Source organism: Paenibacillus agricola, from assembly GCF_011440305.1.
In the GTDB taxonomy this organism is placed as follows: domain Bacteria; phylum Bacillota; class Bacilli; order Paenibacillales; family NBRC-103111; genus Paenibacillus_S; species Paenibacillus_S agricola.
The window spans coordinates 443,280-467,226 of sequence record NZ_JAAOIW010000005.1; the positions used below are offsets into that span (position 1 = coordinate 443,280).

At 44.6% G+C, this 23,947-nt stretch carries 18 protein-coding genes; 3 read left to right on the forward strand and 15 right to left on the reverse strand.

The features are described from left to right. Window positions 1-210 precede the first annotated feature (210 nt). From G9U52_RS17030 to G9U52_RS17045, 4 genes are all read right to left on the reverse strand, one after another. The gene (locus tag G9U52_RS17030) at window positions 211-2,073 is read right to left on the reverse strand and encodes an FtsX-like permease family protein (RefSeq protein ID WP_166151644.1); all 1,863 of its coding nucleotides are present in this window, start codon (window positions 2,071-2,073) and stop codon (window positions 211-213) included. Continuing rightward, a complete protein-coding gene (locus G9U52_RS17035) occupies window positions 2,063-2,818 on the reverse strand; it encodes an ABC transporter ATP-binding protein (protein ID WP_166151646.1) in 756 nt (251 codons plus the stop codon). Before G9U52_RS17035 ends, G9U52_RS17030 begins: the two co-directional genes overlap by 11 nt. Window positions 2,819-2,974: 156 nt before the next feature. Next, a complete protein-coding gene (locus G9U52_RS17040; RefSeq protein ID WP_207953025.1) occupies window positions 2,975-3,919 on the reverse strand; it encodes a sensor histidine kinase in 945 nt (314 codons plus the stop codon). Window positions 3,920-3,986: 67 nt separating this feature from the next. Further along, window positions 3,987-4,679, reverse strand: a complete 693-nt coding sequence (locus G9U52_RS17045) for a response regulator transcription factor (RefSeq protein WP_166151650.1) — start codon at window positions 4,677-4,679, stop codon at window positions 3,987-3,989. Between the two features lie 284 nt (window positions 4,680-4,963). Between G9U52_RS17045 and G9U52_RS17050 the strand changes: the two genes are divergently transcribed. Further along, window positions 4,964-6,316, forward strand: a complete 1,353-nt coding sequence (locus G9U52_RS17050; protein WP_166151652.1) for a cytochrome ubiquinol oxidase subunit I — start codon at window positions 4,964-4,966, stop codon at window positions 6,314-6,316. Beyond that, window positions 6,313-7,332 (forward strand): cytochrome d ubiquinol oxidase subunit II, encoded by a 1,020-nt coding sequence (locus tag G9U52_RS17055; protein ID WP_166151654.1) that lies wholly within the window; start codon window positions 6,313-6,315, stop codon window positions 7,330-7,332. The genes G9U52_RS17050 and G9U52_RS17055 overlap by 4 nt, the downstream gene beginning before the upstream one ends. Before the next feature lie 151 nt (window positions 7,333-7,483). Here G9U52_RS17055 and G9U52_RS17060 read toward each other — a convergent pair whose 3' ends face one another. From G9U52_RS17060 to G9U52_RS17075, 4 genes are all read right to left on the reverse strand, one after another. Further along, window positions 7,484-8,566: a Gfo/Idh/MocA family protein gene (locus tag G9U52_RS17060; RefSeq protein WP_166151656.1), complete on the reverse strand. Its 1,083-nt coding sequence runs from the start codon at window positions 8,564-8,566 to the stop codon at window positions 7,484-7,486. 289 nt (window positions 8,567-8,855) lie between these two features. Then, entirely contained in the window at window positions 8,856-9,575 is a 720-nt protein-coding gene (locus G9U52_RS17065) for a response regulator transcription factor (RefSeq protein ID WP_166151658.1), read from the reverse strand. Between the two features lie 45 nt (window positions 9,576-9,620). After that, window positions 9,621-11,423: a two-component system histidine kinase PnpS gene (gene pnpS, locus G9U52_RS17070; protein WP_166151660.1), complete on the reverse strand. Its 1,803-nt coding sequence runs from the start codon at window positions 11,421-11,423 to the stop codon at window positions 9,621-9,623. Between the two features lie 238 nt (window positions 11,424-11,661). Continuing rightward, window positions 11,662-13,209: a fumarate hydratase gene (locus G9U52_RS17075; protein ID WP_166151661.1), complete on the reverse strand. Its 1,548-nt coding sequence runs from the start codon at window positions 13,207-13,209 to the stop codon at window positions 11,662-11,664. A gap of 156 nt (window positions 13,210-13,365) precedes the next feature. Between G9U52_RS17075 and yfbR the strand changes: the two genes are divergently transcribed. After that, window positions 13,366-13,956, forward strand: coding sequence for a 5'-deoxynucleotidase (gene yfbR / locus G9U52_RS17080; RefSeq protein ID WP_166151663.1), 591 nt, complete (start codon window positions 13,366-13,368; stop codon window positions 13,954-13,956). 8 nt (window positions 13,957-13,964) lie between these two features. On the opposite strand, the gene G9U52_RS17085 is transcribed toward yfbR, so the two are convergent. From G9U52_RS17085 to citZ, 7 genes are all read right to left on the reverse strand, one after another. After that, complete coding sequence (locus G9U52_RS17085; protein ID WP_166151665.1) at window positions 13,965-14,906, reverse strand: DUF4253 domain-containing protein; 942 nt, start codon at window positions 14,904-14,906, stop codon at window positions 13,965-13,967. A gap of 134 nt (window positions 14,907-15,040) precedes the next feature. Continuing rightward, window positions 15,041-15,457: a hypothetical protein gene (locus tag G9U52_RS17090; protein ID WP_166151667.1), complete on the reverse strand. Its 417-nt coding sequence runs from the start codon at window positions 15,455-15,457 to the stop codon at window positions 15,041-15,043. 111 nt (window positions 15,458-15,568) lie between these two features. Further along, on the reverse strand, window positions 15,569-18,775 hold the full coding sequence (locus tag G9U52_RS17095) for an efflux RND transporter permease subunit (RefSeq protein ID WP_166151669.1): 3,207 nt from the start codon (window positions 18,773-18,775) through the stop codon (window positions 15,569-15,571). 7 nt (window positions 18,776-18,782) lie between these two features. Continuing rightward, window positions 18,783-19,367, reverse strand: a complete 585-nt coding sequence (locus G9U52_RS17100; RefSeq protein WP_166151671.1) for a TetR/AcrR family transcriptional regulator — start codon at window positions 19,365-19,367, stop codon at window positions 18,783-18,785. 207 nt (window positions 19,368-19,574) lie between these two features. Then, window positions 19,575-20,516: a malate dehydrogenase gene (gene mdh, locus G9U52_RS17105; protein WP_166151673.1), complete on the reverse strand. Its 942-nt coding sequence runs from the start codon at window positions 20,514-20,516 to the stop codon at window positions 19,575-19,577. Between the two features lie 509 nt (window positions 20,517-21,025). Further along, entirely contained in the window at window positions 21,026-22,321 is a 1,296-nt protein-coding gene (icd, locus tag G9U52_RS17110) for an NADP-dependent isocitrate dehydrogenase (protein WP_166151675.1), read from the reverse strand. 137 nt (window positions 22,322-22,458) lie between these two features. Continuing rightward, the gene (gene citZ / locus G9U52_RS17115) at window positions 22,459-23,571 is read right to left on the reverse strand and encodes a citrate synthase (protein WP_166151677.1); all 1,113 of its coding nucleotides are present in this window, start codon (window positions 23,569-23,571) and stop codon (window positions 22,459-22,461) included. Window positions 23,572-23,947: the final 376 nt, after the last annotated feature.

Consider the following 23,947-nt stretch of genomic DNA (forward strand, 5'->3'; position numbering starts at 1 on the left):
ATTTTTCGATCAGCTGACAGTCAATGATCTTCTTAATTTCTCCAATTATTTTTGTGTTTCTTGGGTTATATTTGAATATTACATCAATCTTGGGATTCATCCCACTCTTTGTCATAATGTTATTCTAACTTTATTCACCAGTCTTTTCAAACGCTTGACGAGAATTGTTAGATGATCAGCTTAGATCACCAGAATTATTATAATTTAAAGCTAGCTGAAGGTTAGATGCTTTTTTATCACATTCAAATAATTCCTTCTAATGAACAAGAAATATGCGATCTGAAGGAGCAAGAAGATGCCCATAACGGTAACCGCGGCTGCGCCGACCTCTAGTTTAAATAGCCTTTGCAGAGCTCCTAAAGCAACGGCGGAATGAATGGTTGCCACGATGTACGGAAACAAGAACAATACACCAATTTCGATCGAAACAACTTTATTAATTTCTTTAAAAGTTACACCGATTTTATGCAATTGCTTATATTTCTGTTTATCGGTTTCCTGATCCATATAAAATTTGTTGTAAATAAAGCTTCCTGAAGCCACTAAGAAGATGATGCCTAAGAATATCGATAAGAACATAATCATGCCGTATGCTCTTTTTTCAGTTTCATAAATATGGGATTTGGACAAAAATAGCGAAACCTGATTATCTCCATATTTTTTCTCATATTCGTCATAGACGACATAGGTGCCGGACCAATCCTTGACATGAAACACATACCGGGGCTGGGCTACTACTTCTGTGGCTTCAATGCGATCAAATAATGGATCGGCAACAACATATATTGCATAAAATTGATCCTCCAATAGCTTCGCACGTATTTCTTCTGTTATTCGGATGCTATTTCCTTCAATCGCTAGGTGATTTATGTCGTTGTTTTCCTCGGGGGGTACGATTCTAATCGCTTCCTGTTCACGGATAGACACGGTTTTCAAGTTTAATTGCTTGGCGAATTGATTATAAACGCTTGCTTTCATTACAGGTAAAGCAGCCCCCTCCTCTTGGTTAAGATATTTAATGTCTACAACTATTTTTTCATAAGGAAATTGGTTTTTCTTTAACTGGTCTTCAATAAATCGGATCTCCTCAGCGGCAGAAGGATTTATACCGAAAGTTTGATAAGTAAAAGCCAGCGGATGTTGATCTTCTATATCATTTAATGTATTCGTCCAAAAGGCAAAGGAGGCACCGCTCAATATTACAACAGCTGTAGATGTGATGGTAATGATGAAAAACATTCTGGCATTGTCCCGTATTCGATAGAACAAATTGGATACCCAGATCAGATTGGTGTTTCTTAAATAATAGAACCTGTTCTTTTTTAATAAAGCGATCGCAAATACGCTGAACTGCGAAAATAACAAATAAGTAGCAATGACAACCATACCTATAATAATTATAATATAATCCCCTAGATTTCCTTTTATTGGAACAAATGATAATGCATATCCGGCAAGTAATAGTAGGAAGCCAAAAACGGCAATAACTCGAGAAAATTTAGGAGCGGGCTTAGGGGCCTTCGTTGCTTTAAGCAGACGTAAGATATCCTTTTCCTTCACAATCCATGATGTGAATAATGAGACGAACATGCCGAGCAGCAAGAAGCATACAAGCGTAATAAGAATTGCTTTTATCGGAAAATAAAACGGCAAGGAAGGAAGCCTCAGCAGCTTCTCGATGATCGTCAAAAATAGTTTGGAAAACACCAGGCCCGTAACGATGCCGCCAGTGGTTGCCGCGACACTGATGATCATATTTTCAATGAAGATCATCTTGAGAAGCTGCCTCCTCGATGTGCCGAGCATATATAGGATGCCGAATTCCTTATACCTTTTTTTTAATAATACACTGATAGAATAAAAGACAAAGAAAAACAAAAATAAATAGGCAATAATTTCCGCACCCAAAAGGGATACGCTGATATAGGATTTGAATGTTCCTTTATCGGGGTGAAGAATAAACATAGTCAAAGAGAAAAATAAAGTAACGGATACGAATGTACTTAAGAAATAAGCGAAATAGGCCTTTCCGTTGCGCAGGACATTTCTCGTCGCAAACTGTTTAAACTCCATGATCAGCTCCTCCTAAAAGCGAAAGTACATCGATGATCTGTTGATAGAACTGCTGCCTTAAGCCTCCGCTATGAATTTCATTATAGATGGTGCCGTCTTTAATAAATATGATACGCCCACAATAACTGGCTGCCACAGGGTCATGAGTCACCATAATCGTGGTCAGCTGATGTTCTTTATTGATTTTCTCAAACAGTTCCATCACGGTTCTTGCTGATTTGGAGTCCAAATTTCCGGTTGGTTCATCTGCCAAGAGGAGAGAGGGATTATGGATGATGGCTCTGGCAATTGCCGTTCTTTGTGCTTCGCCTCCGGAGATTTCATAGGTTCTTTTGCCCAGCAGATGCTCTATGCGCAGAGTTTTGGCGATACTGTGCAGTCTCCTATCCTGCTCTGTAACCGAGATCATATCCAGGGTAAGAGGCAAAACCACATTCTCCCCAACCGTTAAAGTATCGAGCAAATTAAAATCTTGAAATACAAAACCAAGCTCCCTGCGTCTAAAGAGAGCTAGTGCATCTCCCTTCAAATGTAACGGATTGAGGCCATTTATCAGAATGTCTCCTGTTGTGGGTTGATCGACCGTAGAGATCATATTTAACAACGTAGTCTTGCCGCTGCCCGATGGCCCCATCACTCCGACAAATTCTCCATGTTCAATGGAAAAGCTTATTTGATTTAAAGCATGATACATCACTTCTTTACCGTAGGTTTTACCTAAATGACTGACTTTTAGCATTTCCATTACCACGACTCCTTTTTATTTGGTTTTCGTTTACCATAGTACTTCGTCGCATCCCTTTAAGCGATTCATCTTTCTTACTCGATTCTTACATTGTTGTAAGGTTGGGAAGTAAGCAAAAAGAACATGCTTTAGGAATAAGGCACGTTCTTGATGGTATTACTTATGGTCGGTTTGGATATGTTCAAACAGAATGCTGACTTTTGTACCTCGGTTCACTTCGGAATGAATATAAATCTTATGATTTAAGTTTTCGCATATCTTTTTTGCAAGATAAAGACCCATTCCCGTTGATTCGCCCAAGATTCTTCCGTTTTCACCAGTAAAGAAAGGATGAAAGACTCTCCTAATATCCTTAGGATGTATGCCAATGCCCTCATCTAGGACTTCTAGCACAACATGATCTTCTGTTTTGTAGGCGGAAACAGTCAAATATTTTCCTTTTCCCTTGGAATATTTGATGCCGTTTGTTATCAATTGCTCGATTACAAATTTTATCCATTTTACATCGGTATAAACCTCAATGGTGTCGTCGACGTCTGCTTTAGGCAACATATTATTTTTAATGAACAGCTTTTTTTCTTGGCTGATGCTGTCCAAAATTAACGGCTTCAAGCGTGTCCTTTCGATAACAAAGTCTCTTTCAAATGCATCGATCCGCGCATAATATAAAGCCATATTCAGGCCCTTTTCCATTTTATAAACCTCTTCGCTCATACCGTGTGCATAAGGTTCGCCTGCGTGTGCTTCAAGCTGAAGCCGGATGACCGAAAGCGGCGTTTTCATTTGATGCACCCATTGATTGATAAAGGTTAAATGCTCATGATGGTTTTTGTTGATTTGCTGCATGTTCCTTTCGTATAATTGGTATTGCTGCTTTAATAGAGAAGATATATGGCGGCCCCAAAAGGAATCACCTTGATCCAAGGAGGATTTCTCGATGGCATCGAAGTTACTATTTAGTAATACATAGACGTCTTTAGTCTTAACATATTTCCAGCCTAAAAAAACAAGAAGAATAAAAGAATTAAATAAGAAAGTATATAAAACATCTAAAAATGGGAAATTGCTCGCAAGGACACAATAAAAGGTGGTTAAAATCAAGGAAAAATAATAAACAACGATATAACCCTTATGCTCCCTTAAAAATAAACTCATATGACATCACCTCCTACCAGCTCTTGTTTAATTTGTAGCCTATGCCTCTTATCGTTTCGATTCCATTCTCAATATCAAGGTCTTGCAGTTTTTTTCTTAACCTTGTGACATTTACGTTGAGCGTGTTTTCTTCCACAAAATCGGAGTGATCCCACATTTGTTCCAAGAGATAGTTTCGGTTAACCACCTTAGGGTAGGTCTGGATCAGACTTTCGAGCAATAAGGCTTCTTTTTTAGTCAGAATGGCAGTTTTTCCTTGAAACTCCAGCTCTAATCTTTCCGGGTATAATATTAATCCTTCCAATTCGATTACCCGCTCGCCTATAGAATGGGCATAATCCCCAAAGACCCGTCTGATATGGCTGTTAATTTTGGCCATCATTACCTCGTAAGAGAAGGGTTTCGTAATATAGTCATCTGCACCGTTTTCAAGAGCTCTTACTTGATCCATCCCGCTCTCTCTTGCGGATATAAAAAGTATAGGAACCTTGGATGTTTCCCTTATCCTCCTGCACCAATAAAACCCATCAAACTTAGGTAAATTAACATCTAGCAGGACGAGATGAGGTTTGAGGAGGTGGAATTCTTCCATTATGCTTTCAAAGTTCTCTGCAACTCTTGCTGAAAGTCCATATTTCTCAATATGTTCTTTAAGTAGACGACTTATAGATATATCATCTTCAATAATATAAATAGTATATGTCATAACAAACACCCTCCAAACTTAGGTACACTGATATTTGATTGCTTGTAAAATGATGATACTCCCATATTATCATTTTAACCAATCGAATTAACAATCATAAGATTCTGCCTTTTTCCCCAACGCCAAATCTGTGGATGACATTTGAAGACACAACACCACACATCGTTCTGCACTCCTTGCACCACAACCTTAAAACGCATAGTTTGCGAGATAAATCACATACATTTAGCTATAATATGGGTAATTAAGTGCATAATAATAATGGAGAAGGAGTTGCTACAAGGATGGCTTACGATCCGGTTGTATATAGCCGCATTTTGACGGGGCTTACGCTTGGTTTCCATATTATTTTTGCGACGATTGGTGTGGGGGTTCCTCTCATGATTGCCATTGCCGAGTATTTGGGTATCAAGCGTAAAGACCCCCACTACACCCTGTTAGCTCGCCGTTGGGCACGGGGCTTTGTAATTACCGTAGCCGTTGGCGTTGTTACGGGTACCTCGATCGGTCTGCAGCTTAACCTGCTGTGGCCAAGCTTTATGCAAATTGCCGGGCAAGCGATTGCGCTACCGCTGTTTATGGAAACCTTTGCTTTTTTCTTTGAAGCGATCTTTCTTGGCATCTACTTGTATACCTGGGATCGATGGAAAAATCCATGGATTCACTTCACGATCTCGATTCCGATCATTATCGGCTCGACTCTTTCCGCCTTCTTTATCACTATAGTGAATGCGTTTATGAACACACCACAGGGCTTTAAGCTGGACGGTAGGACCATTGTGGAAATCGATCCGCTGATCGCGATGTTCAATCCCGCGACACCCACGAAAACAGCACATGTTATTTCATCTGCTTATATGACAAGTGCCTTTGTCTTGGCGACAATAGCCGCCTTGGCTATCCTGGCAGGTAAAAATCACATTTACTACAAAAAAGCATTAAAGCTGACAATGGTTTGCGGCCTTATCTTTTCATTATCTACAGCATTCATCGGTGACCTTTCCGGCAAATTTTTAGCCGAATACCAGCCGGAGAAGCTTGCTGCTGCCGAGTGGCATTTTGAAACGACGACCCAGGCCTCACTTGTAGTTGGCGGTTATTTGGACAAGGACCACAACCTCCATTATGGCTTGAAGCTGCCCTTTGCACTTAGCATTCTGGCTCATGGCGATCCTAACGCAGAGGTTATCGGCTTGAACGACATTCCTGCGGATGAACGACCACCGCTCTATATCCATTATTTCTTTGATATTATGGTAGCTATCGGTAGCTCCATGATTGCGCTCTGTATCGGGTACTTATACCTCAATAGGAAAAAAAGGCTTTCCAAAGGAAAAGAAGTACCGCGCTTTGTGCTGCGCCTGATTAGCTTTTCGGGACCGCTCGCTATGCTGGCTATCGAATGCGGCTGGATTTTTGCAGAGGCGGGGCGGCAGCCGTGGATATTGCGGGGTTATATGAAAACCGTCCATGGTGCCACCACAGCAACGAATGTCGACTGGATGCTGCTCATGTTCTCGCTGCTTTATATTGTTCTCGGTTTTGGTGTATGGAATGTGCTTCGCCGTATGTTCCGCATGAATACGCCTGAAGAAGAATTAGCCATGCGGGGTGCAAATGGAGGCGAAGCTAAATGAGTATCGAGGTCATCGGGATTACGGTTCTATGGATCTTTTTATACGGGTATTTAATTGTAGCCTCTATCGATTTTGGAGCCGGATTTTTTAGCTATTATGCGCTTATCACCGGAAGGAGCAATATGATCCACACGATCATCGAACGTTATTTATCCCCAGTATGGGAAGTGACCAATGTATTCCTTGTCTTTTTTATGATTGGGATGGTTGGTTTTTTCCCAGATACCGCTTACTATTTGGGCACGACGCTGCTGATTCCCGGTAGTATTGCCATTGTGCTGATCGCGATCCGCGGGTCTTATTATGCATTTAGTACGTATGGGTCCAAAGAAAATCGGTTCTATAAGCTGCTGTACGGGGGGAGTGGCTTACTAATTCCGGCTTCCCTCTCCATTGTGCTCACTATCTCGGAAGGCGGCTTTATCGAGGAGCGCGGCAATGATGTCGTGCTGCTCTACGGCAAGCTTTTTACCAGCACGTATGCTTGGTCTGTCGTCATTCTGGCATTGGTTAGCGTGCTATATATCTCTGCGGCGTTTTTAACCTATTATGCCCATAAAGCCAAAGATATGCGGGCTATGGAGGTGCTGCGCGGGTTTGCCATCGGCTGGAGCGGACCTACGATTATTGCTAGCCTGCTCGTATTTTTCGCGATTCAGCGGCATAATCCCATGCATTTCGAAAACATGCTGCAACTGGCTTGGATGTTCATCCTATCCTTGACCTGCTTCCTGATCGCCACCTACTTAATCTGGAACAGGAAACGCCTTGGGCTCGCCTTTGTAATGGTCATGCTGCAGTTTGCCTTAGCCTTCTTCGGCTATGGAGCCGCCCATTTGCCTTATATCATCTACCCCATGGTATCCATCCATGAAAGCATTACAAGCCCGGCAATGGGGATTGCCTTAATCGGCGCGTTTATAGCGGGCCTGTGCCTGCTGATCCCGTCCCTTATTCTACTGATGCGATTATTTCTATTCGATGCCAATTATGTCCAAGGGCTGCAAAAGAAATAATCTACGAGTAGCAAGAAATCAACAACCTTAGCAAAAAGCCTTCAATTCCCACAACGCAACCAACGAAAAACAGCTTCTGGCCATTAATCATTGTTGCTTTTTTATGGAGAATGAAGGCTATTTTGTATTCAAAAACAGGTTATTCAACAGGCTATTCAAAATAAATCGCTTTTCCCGTTTTTGAGGACTCGTAAATGGCTTCAAGAATTTCCGAGACGACGCAGGCTTGCTCAGGTGTTACAACCGGATCTGTATCCTCCTCGATCGCTTGGAGCCATAAACGCGCTTCGAGATCGGCTGGCTTTTCTTTTTTGCCATCATAAAAATCGACGCCTTTATCATCCAATTGGATCAGGTTGCTATACAAACGGCTATGATTTTCACCATTAATCCGCAACCCATCCTGCATATCGGCTCCGCCTTCCGTACCACATAGGGTCGTTTTGGCTTCACCAGTTTGCAGCATATTCAGCGCCCAGCTTGATTCCAATACAATGGTAGCTCCATTCTGCATCGTGATCATGCCAAATGCCGAATCCTCGACCGTAAACTTGTCCGGATCCCAAGAGCCCCATGCGTTGGCAGCATTCTTTTTGGAGGACAGCTTATGGAAGGCAGTTCCTAATACAGCCTTAGGCTTATAATTGTCCATCATCCATAGGGTCAGGTCTAGCGCATGCGTACCGATATCGATCAGCGGTCCTCCGCCTTGCTTCTCTTCGTCGAGAAAGACACCCCAAGTTGGTACAGCACGGCGACGGATCGCGTGGGCTTTGGCGTAATACACTTCGCCCAAGTCACCATCCGAACAAACCTGCTTCAAATATTGGCTATCGGAACGGAACCTGTTTTGGTAACCGATGGTAAGCTTTTTACCAGAGCGTTTGGCTACTTCTACCATGCGGCGTGCATCCGCGGCAGTTTTGGCCATTGGCTTTTCGCACATGACATGCTTACTTGCCTCCAAAGCGGCAATCGTAATTTCTGCATGAGAGTCATTGGGGGTACATACATGGATGACATCAATGGATGCGTCCTGGAGCAATTCTCTAAAATCGCTGTACACCTTAGCGCCTGTTGCCCCATATTTATGCGCCGCTTCATAAGCCTTTTCAACCTCGATATCGCAAAAAGCTACCATTTCTGCGTTAGGCTGGTTTTGCAGCGCAGGCATATGCTTGCCGTTAGCGATTCCTCCGCAGCCAATAATTCCAATTCTGAATATTTTTGACATGATTCGAGCTCCTTTTCTTTTTGAAGCTTAATTCTATTAGAAATACGGACTACGTGCTGCTGCGCTAGTTACTTACCCTTATAGAACGGTTACTTCTTATAAACAGTATAGACAAGCACTCAGTAAAAAGATATTTCTATATGTGCCCATTTATTATTCGATTTGGCTATCGATTATGAACATGATTTCCCGCATGTACTGGAATTTTTTTTGTTCGCATACTCTCACCAACACTAATTTACACACAAAAAAAAGGCTCCTGTATTCAGGAACCAAGGCTGATTTGATTTTATTTTTTCTTATTAGATGCCGTGACCAGCTTGTAGCCAACGCCACGGATCGATTCGATTTGTACACTTTGCTGGTTCATCTCCAGCTTTTTGCGCAAGGAGCTTACATGGACATCAACAGTACGCTGGCCACCGATGTAATCAAAGCCCCAGACGATATTCATCAAGTCGTCCCTGGTGACAACAACGCTCGGGCGCTGGACCAGGTAGAGCAGCACTTCAAATTCTTTGGGCCTAAGCGGGATGGATTCGCCGTTGAGCATCACTTCATATTTCTCCGGATAGATGAACAAATCACCAGCAGCGATTACTTTCTCATCTGCGGCATGCTTATCCTGTAGCTGCTCCTCTGACAGTGTCCTGCGCAGCACCGCAGAAACCCGCGCTAGCAGCTCGGCTACTCCAAAGGGCTTGGTAATATAATCATCCGCGCCGTATTTCAGCCCTTGCACAACCTCTTCCTCAGCGTTGCGAGCTGTCAAAATAATAACAGGCGTTTTATTGCCTTTTTGGCGCAGTTTGGATAATATTTCGAATCCATTTAGCCCCGGCAGCATAATATCGAGGATAATTAAATCATAGGCATGCTGTAAGGCGGCTTGCAGCCCCTCACTCCCATGATCAACAACCTTCGTTTCATATCCATCCTGCGATAAATTGTAGGAAAGCAATCTGGCCAAGGTAGGCTCATCTTCAATAACTAATATTTGTTGCGCCATGAGAATCCCCCGTATCGATATCTATAGGTTAAACCTAATCATAATCTAATATTGAATAACAGGCAATTCAATTATAAACTTCGTTCCCAGTCCAACTTCACTTTCGACACGAACGGTACCTTTATGAAGTTCAACAAGATGCTTCACGATCGACAGTCCCAATCCGGTCCCACCTGAGCTGCGGGAGCGAGCCTTGTCTACCCGATAAAAACGTTCAAAAATGCGCGGCAAATCTTTTTTGGGAATACCGATGCCTGTGTCCGTAATAATCATCCGGATCCGCTCGTTTTCCGATCCTTCGGAGCCAGGGAAAGCAGCTTCCACCTTCACCCTTACTCTTCCGCCCTCGGGCGTGTAATTAATACCGTTGGAGAGCAAATTAATTAAAATTTGCCTCAGCCTATCCTCGTCGGCTTCAATGTAGAGGTCTTCCTCTACCTGCATATCCAGCTCGATCGACTTTTTCTTGGCCTCTGAGGCCAGGACGTGCAGGCAATTGGTTATAAAAGCATGCACATGGACTGGTGAAAATTGCAGCGGGATACGTTTGGACTCAATCTTGGAAAGCTCCAATATATCACCAATCAACCTGTTCAAGCGTTCGCTCTCATCAAATATAATTTGCAAAAAGGATTTGGCCGTTTCTTTATCATCCATCGCACCTGCCAATAGTGTTTCGGCAAAGCCTTTTACGGCAGCGATCGGTGTTTTCAGCTCATGGGACACGTTGGCGACAAATTCGCTGCGCATCCGCTCCAGCCTACGAACGGCAGTAATATCATGCAGAACGATTAAGACACCTGCCCATTCATCCTCTTGCAGCGAAATCGGACTTAAATTGATTTCCAAAATCCGTTCGGACGGATAATAAAAAATCATTTCATCACGTATATGCTCCCGCATATCAATACATTCCTGAATGAGCTGAGTGAATTCAAATTGCTGCTTGGCCTCGTCGAATTTTTTACCGAGCAGCTCCTGTACCGAGAAGCCCAATATGTCCTCTGCGGAGCGATTCAAGAGTACGATTTTACTTTCACGGTCTATCATCATAACACCGCTAATCATATTGTCCAAGACGCTTTTAAGCCGACTCTCATCCTCCAGAATCCGGTTCATCTGCACCTGCAGGCTATCCGCCATCCTGTTCAGAGCTTGCCCTAACTGCCCAATCTCATCCTTTTTCCGAACCGTAACCCGTGCTTTATAATCCATATTCGTAATCTGCCGCGCAACCTTGGTAATCATTTCGATCGGCCTTGTAATTCCCCATGCTATTCGGTAGCTAATTAAAGCGGCAATCAGAAATACAGCAATCAGCCCAAACAAAAGCACATACCAAACCCGCTTAATGGACGCTTCTACCTCTTCAAGGCTCATCGCTAGGCGGAGATACCCCCTCGTCTGCGAGCCGTCCTTCACAGGAACCACCACATATAGCATATTGCGTTGAACCGTCGAGCTAAAGCGGATATCCGTACCGAACACACCCGTCTGCTGTGCCTCTATGATTTCTTTTCGCTGTAAATGATTTTCCATATCCTCAGGATCATGGTCGGAATCCCCTAACACCTTGCCGTCTGAGCGTATATAAGTGACACGTGCGTCAGCGGAATCACGTAAACGGTTGGTTTGGTTGGTAAAATAGGCGACTTGCTCGGCTTCAGTCCCCGCCCTATTCCAGTCCATCGTAACCAGAATAATCCGCAATTCGCGCAGCATATTCGTTTTTAAAGCATCAATATGCGAATCCCTCAGCACCTGTGCCATAAAAAGGCCGGCAATCAGCACGGAGGACCCTATTAACAAAATAAAAATCAACGTCAAACGGGAACGGAATTTATGCATACGATTAGGCTCCTCCATATGGATAGCATTTCTGGTAAAAGCTGATTAAAAAGCATTACACCATATCGTATACTTTTGGAAGAAGGAAAGCCAGTTAATTATTTGTAAACAAACAAGCCTCCAAAACCTTAAAAGGTTATGAAAGCTTGTTAGGCTTGTACCTGATTAGCATAGACTTGGCATAGATTTGGCTTAGACTTGGTTTAGACTTTACTTAGTCTCAGCAGATGCTTATAGCTTAGATGAATACAGGCTCTTTAAACTGCGAAAGCTTGGCGAAGGAATCCTTTTCCACCTCTGCATGCAGACTATTGCCGTGGGAATCCATCGTTACAATTGCTGCGAAGCCTTCCGTTTGCAAATGCCACATCGCCTCGGGAACGCCAAATTCCATATAATCCACGCCCTCGACCTTTGTGAAGCATTTGGCATAATATTGCGCCGCGCCACCGATCGCGTTCAAGTAAACCGCACCATGCTCCTGCAGAGCAGCAAGTGTTTTGGCGCCCATTCCGCCTTTGCCGATGACAGCACGAATCCCAAACTTTTTAATAATATGGCCCTGGTAAGGCTCCTCACGGATACTGGTAGTGGGACCAGCGGCCCGCACATGCCATTCCCCGTTATCATCCTTGGACATCACCGGTCCGCAGTGATAGATCGCCGCACCATTCAAGTCCAGTGGTGCATCGTGGTCCATCAAATAATGGTGCAACGCATCGCGCCCCGTATGCATCATTCCATTGATGATGACCACATCACCTACACGCAAAGAGCGGATCTGCTCCTCCGAGAAAGGTGTTTGCAGCACAACCTCGCGACGCTCGGGCTCCCCAGAGACAGCCGAAGCCGCAACAGGCTCTTGAACCTCTGGCTTAGGCACAGAATCGCCTGTCCGGTACACCCACTGCTTAATTTCGCCGGATTGTGCGTCCAACAGCACGCCTTGACGGCGGAAAGCCCAGCAGTTATAGGCAACCGAGACGAAAAAGCTCGCCGGCAGCCGGTTCATCACGCCTACCTTACAGCCCAGCAGGGAAACCTGGCCGCCAAAGCCCATCGTTCCGATTCCTAGCTGGTTTGCATGCTCCATCACATATTCTTCAAGCTTACGTAGTTCCGCGTTGGGGTTAGTATCATCGGCATGGCGAAATAATTGATGCTTCGCCAATTCATAGCCTGTTGTCCGGTCTCCACCGATTCCCACACCGATGAAACCCGCGCTACAGCCTTGTCCTTGTGCTTGATAGACCGAATGCATGACGCATTTGCGGATACCATCCAAGTCACGCCCGGCCTTACCCAAGCCTTCTAATTCCATCGGTAGGCTATATTGGATATTTTTATTCTCGCAGCCGCCGCCTTTTAGGATCAGCTTAACCTCAACCTCTTCCTGCTCCCACTGCTCAAAATGGATCACTGGCGTTCCAGGTCCGAGATTATCGCCGCTATTGGCTCCGGTTAAGGAATCTACCGAATTGGGACGCAGCTTGCTATCCTTGGTCGCCCGTGCGACCGCTGCCAAAATTTGCTTCTTCATGACGATCTGGTTAGCGCCAACCGGGCAATGGACGATAAATGTTGGCATCCCCGTATCCTGACAGATGGGAGATACGTTCGTCTCAGCCATCAAAATATTATCCGCTATCGTTGATAAGGAAAGCGCGGAGCGTGTGCCTTCATCCTCTTGCTCCCTCGCCCCCTGGATCGCCTCGCGCACATCTGCGGGAAGGTTCGTCGACGTTTCCAGGATCAATTTATACATACTTTGTTCAAACTGCTGCATGATTCAAATCTCCTCTCATTTGAGTGCTTGCTTATGATTGCTTTCTTATAATATCATAATCTGCCAGCTGTCCATACTGTTATCGGCTCGCAAATCATGTATAATCCTTCTATAGCAAAGCCTTGCAAAAACCTTACAACAGATAGGATGAGACTAATGGAAAGCCATTTTTTCGCTTATATGTACCGCTTGCGTTATATCGAACGCTGGAGCCTGATGCGTAATGTGGTCAAAGAAAATGTTGCCGAGCATTCCTTTCATGTCGCCCTGCTAACCCATATTTTATGCACAATTGGCAATGAGGTATATGGGCGTAATATTCCAACCGGGCAAATCGTCAGCATGGCGCTTTTCCATGATGCGACTGAAGTGTTCACAGGCGATATCCCAACCCCGGTCAAACATCATAATCCCAAAATTTTGTCCAATTTCCGCGAAATCGAGCAGCTCGCATCCGAACGCTTATTGGATATGATCCCCGAGGCACTAAGAAGTGTATATGAACCTTTAATTGATGCCAAGAGCCCTACTTATACCGACTTGAAAAAATATGTAAAAGCCGCCGATTTGTTGGATGCTTATTTGAAATGCGTAACCGAGCTTTCGGCTGGAAACAAAGAATTTGGCAGCGCCAAGAAACAAATTGACGCTTCAATCCAAGCCTTAAATATGCCGGAATTGGATTATTTTCTGCAGCACCTCGCACCTAGCCTGGAAAAAACTTTGGATGAATTATCCGAAGAGTAAAGCTAGACTTAGTCCCACCAAAGCTCCACATATTGCAGCATCTCCAACTGCTCCTCTAATGCCGCCAAGGATCCACTACCCTGATCGACAATGTCCGGGCAAAAGCCATAAAGCTCTTGGCAAAAGCCTTGGAGATCCTTAGGCAGCACATCCATGGCGAAGCCTACCGTATCCGATGATGCTGCTTTAATAGAAATGCCATAGCGCATGTGGATTTGCTCCAGCTTAGCCACAATCGCTTTGTTATCCATGTCATAGTTGCATGCATCAGTCCTGGCAAGGCGCACGATATCGAATTGGGTTTTCCCCGCGCCAACCACTACCTCTGCACCTGTTTGCTTATCCTCGCCATACCATTCCCTAGTGCCTGCATAACAGACAAGCCCTTGGGCAAGCACGCTCTGCATATGGTGAACCCATTGTATGGCAATCGTTACATCGGGAGCAATAACAGAGACGCAATGAGGATTCCGTTCTCGTCCAAAATCGTATGTCGAATAATTGAGAGCGGCTTGCCCGCTTACACGCTGAAGCTCTGCCCTCGCCTCTTCGATGGTTTGAAGCTTGTATATTTCCGCTTCCGCCGATAAATCCGTAAGCACCCGAATCTCCAGTGGCTCTGTTGAATCTCGCACCTGCCCAGCCTCTGGCTTAGTGCCCGTAAGCTCCAGAGCCTCCTTCGCTTGTGGCGCTTTACCTGCCAGCTCCAGTGGTTCCCTCGCTTCTAGCGTTGTATCTCCTAGCTCCATAGCCTCCTTCGCTTCCATCGTGGCATCTCCTAGCTCCAAAGGCAAAGGCTCTTGCGGCTGCGCCACAGGAGGTGTCCAGCGATAAGGCTCTTGGGGAGCGGGGGATTGATTGCGCTCCCGCTCCAGCTTTTTCTTTCTTTCTCTGCTATTCAGCCATTTAACAATAATAATCCCGACCAACACACCCATCAAAATCCACAATGTGATCACCCACCTATTGGAATAAAAAGCTTGGTTAAACCAACTACATCAAGCACCATAAGACAGAAAGGCCCAAGGGCATTCAATCCCTTGGGCATCTATCTGGTTATCGTTCATATACCGGCATGTTACCTTTAAAACTGGAACATCATAATGCCAACCATCAGGAAAAATAGGATTCCGCTAATGACACTCATCGATTTTATTTTGCCAAGATGCTCTTGGATCTTTGAACCAGAGGGTTCGCTTAACGACTTGCGCATCGCTCCGCCAAGCACACCTGTGATGGCTCCAAGCGCCAAAAATATCACAATTGTTGCGATTAACCAAGCCAAGGAATGTGGGCTTTTACTAACGAGGTAGCCACCCGAGAGCAAAGCGATAATTAACGCCATTTGACCGGTACGATTCAACGCGAACAACACACTTACAAAACCGAACTGAGCATGACCTGTAAGAACCTGGATTCGCATCGACAGGAAAGGCATCATCAAGTAAATCCCCATCATTATTGCTGATAGCACATGTAAAAACACAAAAAGTTGAATCATCAGGAAGCCCCCATATACATAATTAATGTACCTTCAGTATACCTGATTGTATGAAGTGTACGCAAATGAAAATGGTTATTTCTGTTCGTTTTCGCCGTTTTTTCGCCATAATTAAGCCTTATTCGTAGGTTCATGAATAATGATGCCCCTCCGTGCTGCCCGCTTCTCACGCCAGGTTTCCAGAATCACGAATAACGAAGGAACCACAATGAGCGTAAGCAATGTTGAATAAAGAAGTCCAGAGATAATCGTAATCCCCATTGGCCTCCATAAATTTCCACCCATTATCGTCATCGGCAGCAGCCCCCCGATAGCTGTCGCCATCGTTAGCAGGATCGGGCGCAGCCTTGCTCTGCCAGCTTCTGCGACTGCTTCGTGCAACGGCAGCCCACGTTTTCTCGCTTGCTCGATAAATTCAATAAGGATAATGCCATTCCTGACGACAATACCCGCGAGGCTGACCAGACCCATTAAAGCCATAAAGCCAATGGGCGAATCCGTGAGATAAAGCCCAATAACCGCCCCGCCAGCAGCCAAATATACCGTAGATAAAATAAGCAGCGGGATCGTTAAGGAATAAAATTGCATAACCATCAGAATATAAATAAGAAGTACAACGATAATAGATAGCTTGCCAATCGCTATAAAAGCATCATTACGTTCTTCATTTTCGCCTCCAAATTCAACCGTATAGCCACTCGGGAACGAATAATTGTTTAGCTTCGCCATAACCTCTTTCACAACATCATCCGGCAAGCGATCCTGCGTGTAGCTCCTCACTATGACTGTTCGGGATTGGTTGCGATGGTGGATGGCTTTAATCATGGTGCTGGGACGAATATCGCCCAGCTCTTTAACCGCCACAGTGCCACCATTTTGCGTAGGGACATACATTTTTTTCATCGTTTCAAGCGGATCAGCAGTGAATGCTTTAGCATAAAGGGTCACATCGATTAATTTATCACCCTGCTGCATGGACGCAACCTCCAAGCCCTCCGTGGCTATCCGTATAGTGCGTGTCAAATCCTTGTCCGTTACAGCAAAAAGACTAAGCTTAGCCGGGTCGGCTTGCACTTCAAAGGTAAGCATATCACTGCCCACATCATCCGAAACACTTGATGTACCCGGAATTTGCTTTAACATATCCTGCACATCATTGGATAATTGGCGAAGCTGCTCTAAATCATCACCGCTAATCCTTATCGCAATAGGCGCCCCGACAGGAGGTCCTTGCTCCAGCTCCCTTGGTGTAATCTCTATTTCCTCAGGCAAAAGCTGCTTCAGCCCTTGTCTCCACTCGCTTATCACTTTAGTCGTCTGGATCACCGTAGGATCGATTTTCACAAAAAGCTGGCCCACATTCGTGCCGCTGCGGTCCGACTCCGAATAATAGAACTTCGGTGTTGCTCTGCCTGAGTAAGCAGAAACGAACTTGACACCGTCTTGCTCCTGCAGCCAATCGGCTGCTTTACGCATCGTAAATTCCGTTTCTGCAAATATACGACCTGTTGGCAGCTTGAAATCAATCAGCATTTCGTCCTTCTCTGCAGGCGGAAAATATTGTACCCCCAGCAGCGGCAGCAGCCCAAAGCTGCTCGTTCCGATCAACAATGCCGCGATGCCTGTTAGCAGCGGCCTTTTCAGAAAGAGATAAATTTGCTTGCTGTAAAAGGAGCTCAGCCGTTGTATCGGCCGTCCAAGCAAGCCTGGCGACAGCTCCTCCTGCTTCGAGGCATCTTTAAAGGCAGCCGCGTTCTCTATGCCAAGACCAGCAGAGGGACTAGGCCTGGTGTCAAGGTCTAGGCTTACCTTTAAACCTTCAGCCGACGTAAGCTTTCTCTGCTTCTTATGTAAAGCGCGCTCGCCCACCCATTGGCGAAAAATCGGGATAATCGTCAATGACATCATCATCGAAGCTGCCAATGTCAACGAGATCACAACCGGCAAAGGCCGGATAAAGCTCCCGATATTGCCTTCGAGAAATAACAAAGGCAAGAAAGCGGCAGCTGTACAAATCGTAGCCGTCAATATCGACACTGCCACATCACGGCTCCCCTGCAGGGATGCCTGTGCTGGGGAATCGCCCAGCTGCAAACGCCGTTGGATATTATCATTGACGACAATCGCATCGTCAACCAAAATACCCAACACGATCACAATCCCTACAATCGTAATTTGATTCAAATCAATGCCCAGAAATTCAACAGGTATAAATCCGACTGTAATAGAAATAGGAATCGCTAACGCAACCACCCATGACGTACCAAACGTCAGCCCCAAGGAGCACACCACAATCACTACTGCAATACCAATTAGCAGTTCTTGGGCAAGATCGCTAAATAAGTGATCAAGGCTTTCTTTTTGTGTAAATAAGGATACCAATTGTACCTCGGAAGGCAGCGACTTCTGTATTTCAGCTACTTTGATATCAATCCGTTTTTGTAAGGACGGTATATCCGCACCTTTTTCCGCGTTAATGACCAGATCCAGTGCCGGCTTCCCATTGTGTATAATACTGATTTCTTGCTTTTTCGGACGCAGCTTAATGTCTCCAACATCTTTAATTTTCAATGTATTGCCGCCTGGCAGCCCTAAAATATCTGTATTTGCAACATCATCAGCAGACTTCCATTCTCCCGGCATATTCACATAATACGACTTAGCTGTTTGATCTACCATGCCTAGTGGTACGCGGTCGTGTCGGTTCATCAGTGCTTGGGCGACAGCACTCCAAGGAAGCTTGAAGGTATCCAGCTTCTCGGTATCGATCAGGATCGCGACCTCTTGCTCAGCCAAACCGACAATTTCCACATTACTTACACCCGACAACGTACTTAATTGCTTTTTCCAAAGCTCCATAACCGGACGCAAGGGCTCCAACTGCTCAGGGCTCTCCACTACAAAATGCAGAATCTGCTCGGCGATTTTATCCAACTCATTATTTACCACTGGCTTATTCGCTTCTGCTGGAAGCTCACTTTCGGCGGATTGAACCTTTTGTCGCAATGTGTCCCAGGTTCGTTTAATATCATTGGGGTGAATTTCCACCGTAATAACAGAGACATTCGCCATGGAAGTAGAGTTTAAAATCGAAATCTCGCTCATTTCCTTAATCTTCTGCTCAAGTGGATGGGTCACGAACTGCTCCACCTTTTCAGGCGATGCTCCTGGGTAAATGGTTCTGACAACCGCTGTTGTTAAATCGACCTCGGGGTTCTCCCTCTGCTTGAGCGTAAACACATTAACGATCCCCATCAATACAGCTACAACAAAAAACAACAAGGTAACCTTGCGGTATTTGATCAGCTTCTCGATCATCCTCCACTCACTCCATTGCTTTGAATTTGCATGGTCCAAGGTCTCCAACAATAATTTGTGCGAGGGCATTGATCGTCTCGCTTCCACAGTTTTTAACTACAAACCACTGGTAGGCCACCATTTCTACCATACCAATTTTGGAAAAGGCAATAATTTCCAATTGATCCTCTGAATAATTGGCATACATCGCTTCGTCTCGCAAGGCTTGTTTAATGACCATCATAATCTGCTGATAAAAAGCCTCCGATACGCCCGCTATTTCCTGGGAGCCTACACCATGCCTATTTATAATTTTTAAAATCGTTTTGTTTTCATGGTAAACCTCAAGCGCCCTACGGATCATCAAATAATCCTTTTGCTCATCCGTATCTTTACTCACACCACCTTGCTGTAAAGCCACAACAATTTCCTCAAGGCATGCTTCAGCTATGCTGCGAAACATATCCTCCTTACTTTTAAAATACAAATAAAATGTACCCTGCGCCACACCCGCTTCACGAACGATATCCGATATCTTCGTAGTATGGTAGCCCTGCTCCTCAAAAAGCATAAGCGCAGCTTGAATTAAATTATCTTTCTTGTCTTCTCCCAAAGGAAAGACCTCCTTAAAATGTACTTATGCTTTTATGCTTATGTATTTTTATGCTACGACCAACATGTTAAAGCTAAGTATCACCATTATGACTGACTCGTCAGTCATTTTATATTAACATGTTTTTCCAGCCTAAACAACAAGTAAAATAACCAAAAAACCAGCACGGCTTGGTTAGCCGAATGCTGGTTTGTACGGATTATTTAATTAAATGGTAACGATCTTAATTACACTTCTAACCGCATCAGCGGATTTGTCCAGCGCCGCTTTTTCTTCATCCAGCAATTCCAGAACAAAAATCTTCTCGATGCCTTCGCCACCAAGCAAAGTTGGCACACCCATGAACAGGTTGTCGTAGCCATATTCGCCTTCAAGCAAAGCAATCGCAGGAATAATGCGTTTCTTGTCTTTAATGATGGCTTCAGCCATTTGGACAAGGGATGCCGCAGGTGCATAATAGGCGCTGCCGTTTCCTAATAGGTTAACGATTTCGCCTCCGCCTGTACGAGTACGCTTAACAATCGCTTCAATACGTTCAGCCGAAATCAGCTTCTCGATAGGAATACCGCCAACGTTCGAATAACGAACCAATGGTACCATATCGTCGCCATGTCCGCCCAATACGAAGCCGCGAACATCTTCAACCGATACATTCAATTCTTGGGCGATAAATGTGCAATAACGAGCTGTATCCAATACGCCGGATTGGCCGATTACACGGCTTTTCGGGAAGCCTAAGGTTTCGTAAGCTACGTAAGTCATCGCATCAACCGGATTACTCAAAATAATCACGATGGAATCTGGGCAATGTTTCTTAACGTTCTCACAAACGGATTTAACGATCCCTGCATTGGTATTAACCAAATCATCGCGGCTCATCCCTGGCTTACGGGCGATACCAGCCGTAATAATAACAATATCGGAACCAGCTGCATCTTCATAATTGGATGTGCCTACGATATTGCTGTCAAAGCCTTGAACTGGAGAAGCCTCCAGCATATCCAATGCTTTGCCTTTAGTTGGGTTTTCCAGCTGTGGAATGTCTAGTAGAACGACATCTCCCAGCTCTTTTTGTGCTAGTAAAAATGCAGTTGTTGCACCTGTAAACCCTGCACCAACTACTGTGATTTTTTTGCGTTGGATTGCCATGAATATAGCCTCCTGATATGGTTTTATTGGAAAGTAAGGATGTAGAGCAGCAGTGAGTGTCCAAAAGATGCTATCAGGATCAGGTTTGTGCCTCCGCGGGAACAAACGTTCAAAGGCGGTACGTACTCTCTACGGCACAAACCCTAACTCCTAAATGCACAATTTGGAAATTAAAGCTTTCATTCAACCTTTCACTCGTTGAGTCAAAAAATCAAGACCAAGAGCTAAACCAAGACCCACATTCGCCGCGCATGAAGCTTATCAATACGATTGCTTCGCGAAGCTGAAGCAAAGCACTTATGACACACGCGCTCGTACAACTTAACAACCATCCACGTTCCGCTCACTTGGAAGCGGGTCAGCGGATAGCTTCACATAGGGAAGCTATCCGCTGATAGTCGCGTTCCACGCCACCCAAACCTACAAGCCCGCCCTGTCGCAATATCGCTCGTAATAAAGCTCTATCATCGTCCAGGGGGATTAACTTCGATTTAGGGGATGAACCACACTTACATATGCTTAATAATTTGGTTAGCGAACTCGGAGCATTTTACTTCAGTAGCGCCTTCCATCAAACGTGCGAAGTCATAAGTAACAGTTTTGTTGTGGATCGAAGTTTCCATACCTTTGTAGATCAGGTCAGCAGCTTCCAACCAGCCCAAATGCTCAAGCATCATAACGCCGGACAAAATAACGGAACCCGGGTTAACAACGTCCAAACCAGCATACTTAGGAGCAGTACCGTGAGTAGCTTCAAAAATAGCATGCCCAGTTACATAGTTAATGTTAGCTCCTGGTGCGATGCCGATGCCGCCAACTTGTGCAGCCAAAGCATCAGATAAGTAATCGCCATTCAAATTCAATGTTGCGATAACATCAAAGTCTGTAGGGCGTGTCAATACTTGTTGAAGAGCGATGTCAGCAATTGCATCTTTAACGATGATTTTACCAGCAGCTTCCGCTTCTTTTTGTGCTTGGTTAGCAGCGTCTGTGCCTTTTTCTGCTTTGATTCTATCGTATTGGTTCCATGTGAAGGTTTGATCAGCAAACTCTTTCTCAGCAAGCTCATAGCCCCAGTTTTTGAAAGCACCTTCTGTATATTTCATGATGTTACCTTTATGAACCAATGTCAAAGTTTTACGTTTGTGCTTGATCGCATGCACGATAGCAGCACGCACTAAACGCTCTGTACCTTCGGAGGAAACTGGTTTAACGCCGATACCGGAAGTTTCAGGGAAACGGATGTTTTTTACGCCCATTTCATTTTGCAGGAAATCAATTACTTTTTTCACTTCAGCGGAACCCGCTTCCCACTCAATACCTGCATAAATATCTTCAGTATTTTCGCGGAAAATGATCATGTCTACAAGCTCAGGACGTTTAACAGGTGAAGGAACGCCTGTGAAGTAACGAACTGGACGGGAGCATACATACAAATCCAATTCCTGGCGCAATGCCACGTTCAAAGAGCGAATACCGCCGCCAACTGGAGTTGTCAGAGGCCCTTTAATAGCCACTATGTATTCACGGATTGCTGTTAATGTATCAGCAGGTAACCAGCTTTCAAATTTATCGAATGCTTTTTGACCAGCAAATACTTCATACCAAGCAATTTTCTTCTCGCCGTTATATGCTTTCTCAACAGCAGCATCCAATACACGCTTGGAAGCAGCCCAAATGTCAGGACCTGTGCCATCGCCTTCGATGAAAGGGATAATTGGGTTATTAGGTACGTTAAGTACACCATCAACGATCGTAATTTTGTCGCCTTCAGTAGGTAGTGAATATTGTTCGAACTGTGCCATTATAATTTCCTCCTTAGAATAGGTGCTTTGTTTACACACAAAATTGAACGGGAGCTACAACGCTTGTCCCGCTTCCTTGAGAATGGGACAGACCTCGTTGTAACAACCCGTTGATAGCAATAGCTAGAAGCCAGGTACTAGCGATTTTCGATAGAGACGTACTTCTGGTTAACTGGACCTGTGTATTCAGCACGTGGGCGGATCAAACGGTTGTTATCGAATTGCTCCAGAATATGCGCGGTCCAACCAGATGCACGGCTGATCGCAAAGATCGGGGTGAACAAGTCACGCGGGATTTCCAAGGAAGTGTATACGGACGCGGAGTAGAAATCCACATTCGGCTTCAAACCTTTTTCTCCGGTAACGATGTCTTCGATCTTGATCGACATGTCATACCAATTCATGTTGCCTGTAATTTTACCGAGCTCTTGAGACATCTTTTGAAGATGCTTAGCACGTGGATCGCCGTTCTTGTAGACACGGTGACCAAAGCCCATAATCAATTGTTTCTTGGCCATCTTATCATGAACATAGCTGTCGACATTATCCACTGTGCCAATATCTTCAAGCATGGCCATAACCGCTTCGTTCGCACCACCATGAAGTGGTCCTTTCAATGCGCCGATCGCTGAAACTACACCAGAATAAATGTCCGACAAGGTAGCTACGGTCACGCGTGCAGCAAAGGTCGATGCGTTCAGCTCGTGGTCAGCATGAAGCACTAAAGCTGTGTCCAATGCTTGTACTGCTACTTTGTCAGGCTCTGTGCCAATTAGCATATACAGAAAATTTTCTGCAATGGATTGGCTTTGTTTAGGGGCAACAGGTTCTTTGCCTTCACGAATGCGAGCAAATGCAGCTATGATTGTCGGAATTTGTGCCTGCAGCTTAATCGCTTTACGCAGGTTAGATTCAGGTGTCATATCGTTCGCTTCTTCATCATACAAAGCCAAACAGGAAACGGCTGTACGAAGAGCTGCCATAGAATTCGCATCTTTTGGGTAAAGCTTTAATTGTTCAATAACTGCTTTCGGAATTGGAGCGTACGTATTAAAATCTTTAATTAATTGTTCCAATTCTGCAGCATTAGGCAGCTTGCCATACCACAGTAAATAAGCAACTTCTTCGAATGTTGCATTCTCGGCCAAATCGTCGATGTCAATTCCCCGATAAGTTAGAACACCATCAATTATGGAACTGATTGAGGATGTTGTTGCGACAATACCTTCTAAACCTTTGGTAGCAGTCAAAGCAATCTCTCCTTTATTCAATTCATATACTTAACTATATCACACATCACGTACCCCGTTGCAACTCATGAATGAGAATCAACTGCAAATCAGCTGCAAAAGCCTGATTTGGCAGTAAATAACCTTGTTGATAAACCACATAGAATTGACGCAGATTAATGCTTACTCTTCTACTATAAATGATTTGGCACGCAAAGTGAACAAATACAGACATAAAAGTTCATTATCAGTATCATAAACAGATGCTATCTAAAGGAATTCTCATATTGACCATTAAGAGTGGTTGACAATGAATGTTATGAGTTATGTATGCTCAGTATGAAAATAGAAAAGAAAAAAGACCCCTTTCGGAGTCCTTTTCAACGGTGAATTGATT

Bases quoted from the DNA above. Each gene is read 5' to 3' on its own strand.
- G9U52_RS17030 (WP_166151644.1), bottom strand. From the start codon at position 2,073: ATGGAGTTTAAACAGTTTGCGACGAGAAATGTCCTGCGCAACGGAAAG.
- G9U52_RS17035 (WP_166151646.1), bottom strand. From the start codon at position 2,818: ATGGAAATGCTAAAAGTCAGTCATTTAGGTAAAACCTACGGTAAAGAA.
- G9U52_RS17045 (WP_166151650.1), bottom strand. From the start codon at position 4,679: ATGACATATACTATTTATATTATTGAAGATGATATATCTATAAGTCGT.
- G9U52_RS17050 (WP_166151652.1), top strand. From the start codon at position 4,964: ATGGCTTACGATCCGGTTGTATATAGCCGCATTTTGACGGGGCTTACG.
- G9U52_RS17055 (WP_166151654.1), top strand. From the start codon at position 6,313: ATGAGTATCGAGGTCATCGGGATTACGGTTCTATGGATCTTTTTATAC.
- G9U52_RS17060 (WP_166151656.1), bottom strand. From the start codon at position 8,566: ATGTCAAAAATATTCAGAATTGGAATTATTGGCTGCGGAGGAATCGCT.
- G9U52_RS17065 (WP_166151658.1), bottom strand. From the start codon at position 9,575: ATGGCGCAACAAATATTAGTTATTGAAGATGAGCCTACCTTGGCCAGA.
- pnpS (WP_166151660.1), bottom strand. From the start codon at position 11,423: ATGCATAAATTCCGTTCCCGTTTGACGTTGATTTTTATTTTGTTAATA.
- G9U52_RS17075 (WP_166151661.1), bottom strand. From the start codon at position 13,209: ATGCAGCAGTTTGAACAAAGTATGTATAAATTGATCCTGGAAACGTCG.
- yfbR (WP_166151663.1), top strand. From the start codon at position 13,366: ATGGAAAGCCATTTTTTCGCTTATATGTACCGCTTGCGTTATATCGAA.
- G9U52_RS17090 (WP_166151667.1), bottom strand. From the start codon at position 15,457: ATGATTCAACTTTTTGTGTTTTTACATGTGCTATCAGCAATAATGATG.
- G9U52_RS17095 (WP_166151669.1), bottom strand. From the start codon at position 18,775: ATGATCGAGAAGCTGATCAAATACCGCAAGGTTACCTTGTTGTTTTTT.
- mdh (WP_166151673.1), bottom strand. From the start codon at position 20,516: ATGGCAATCCAACGCAAAAAAATCACAGTAGTTGGTGCAGGGTTTACA.
- icd (WP_166151675.1), bottom strand. From the start codon at position 22,321: ATGGCACAGTTCGAACAATATTCACTACCTACTGAAGGCGACAAAATT.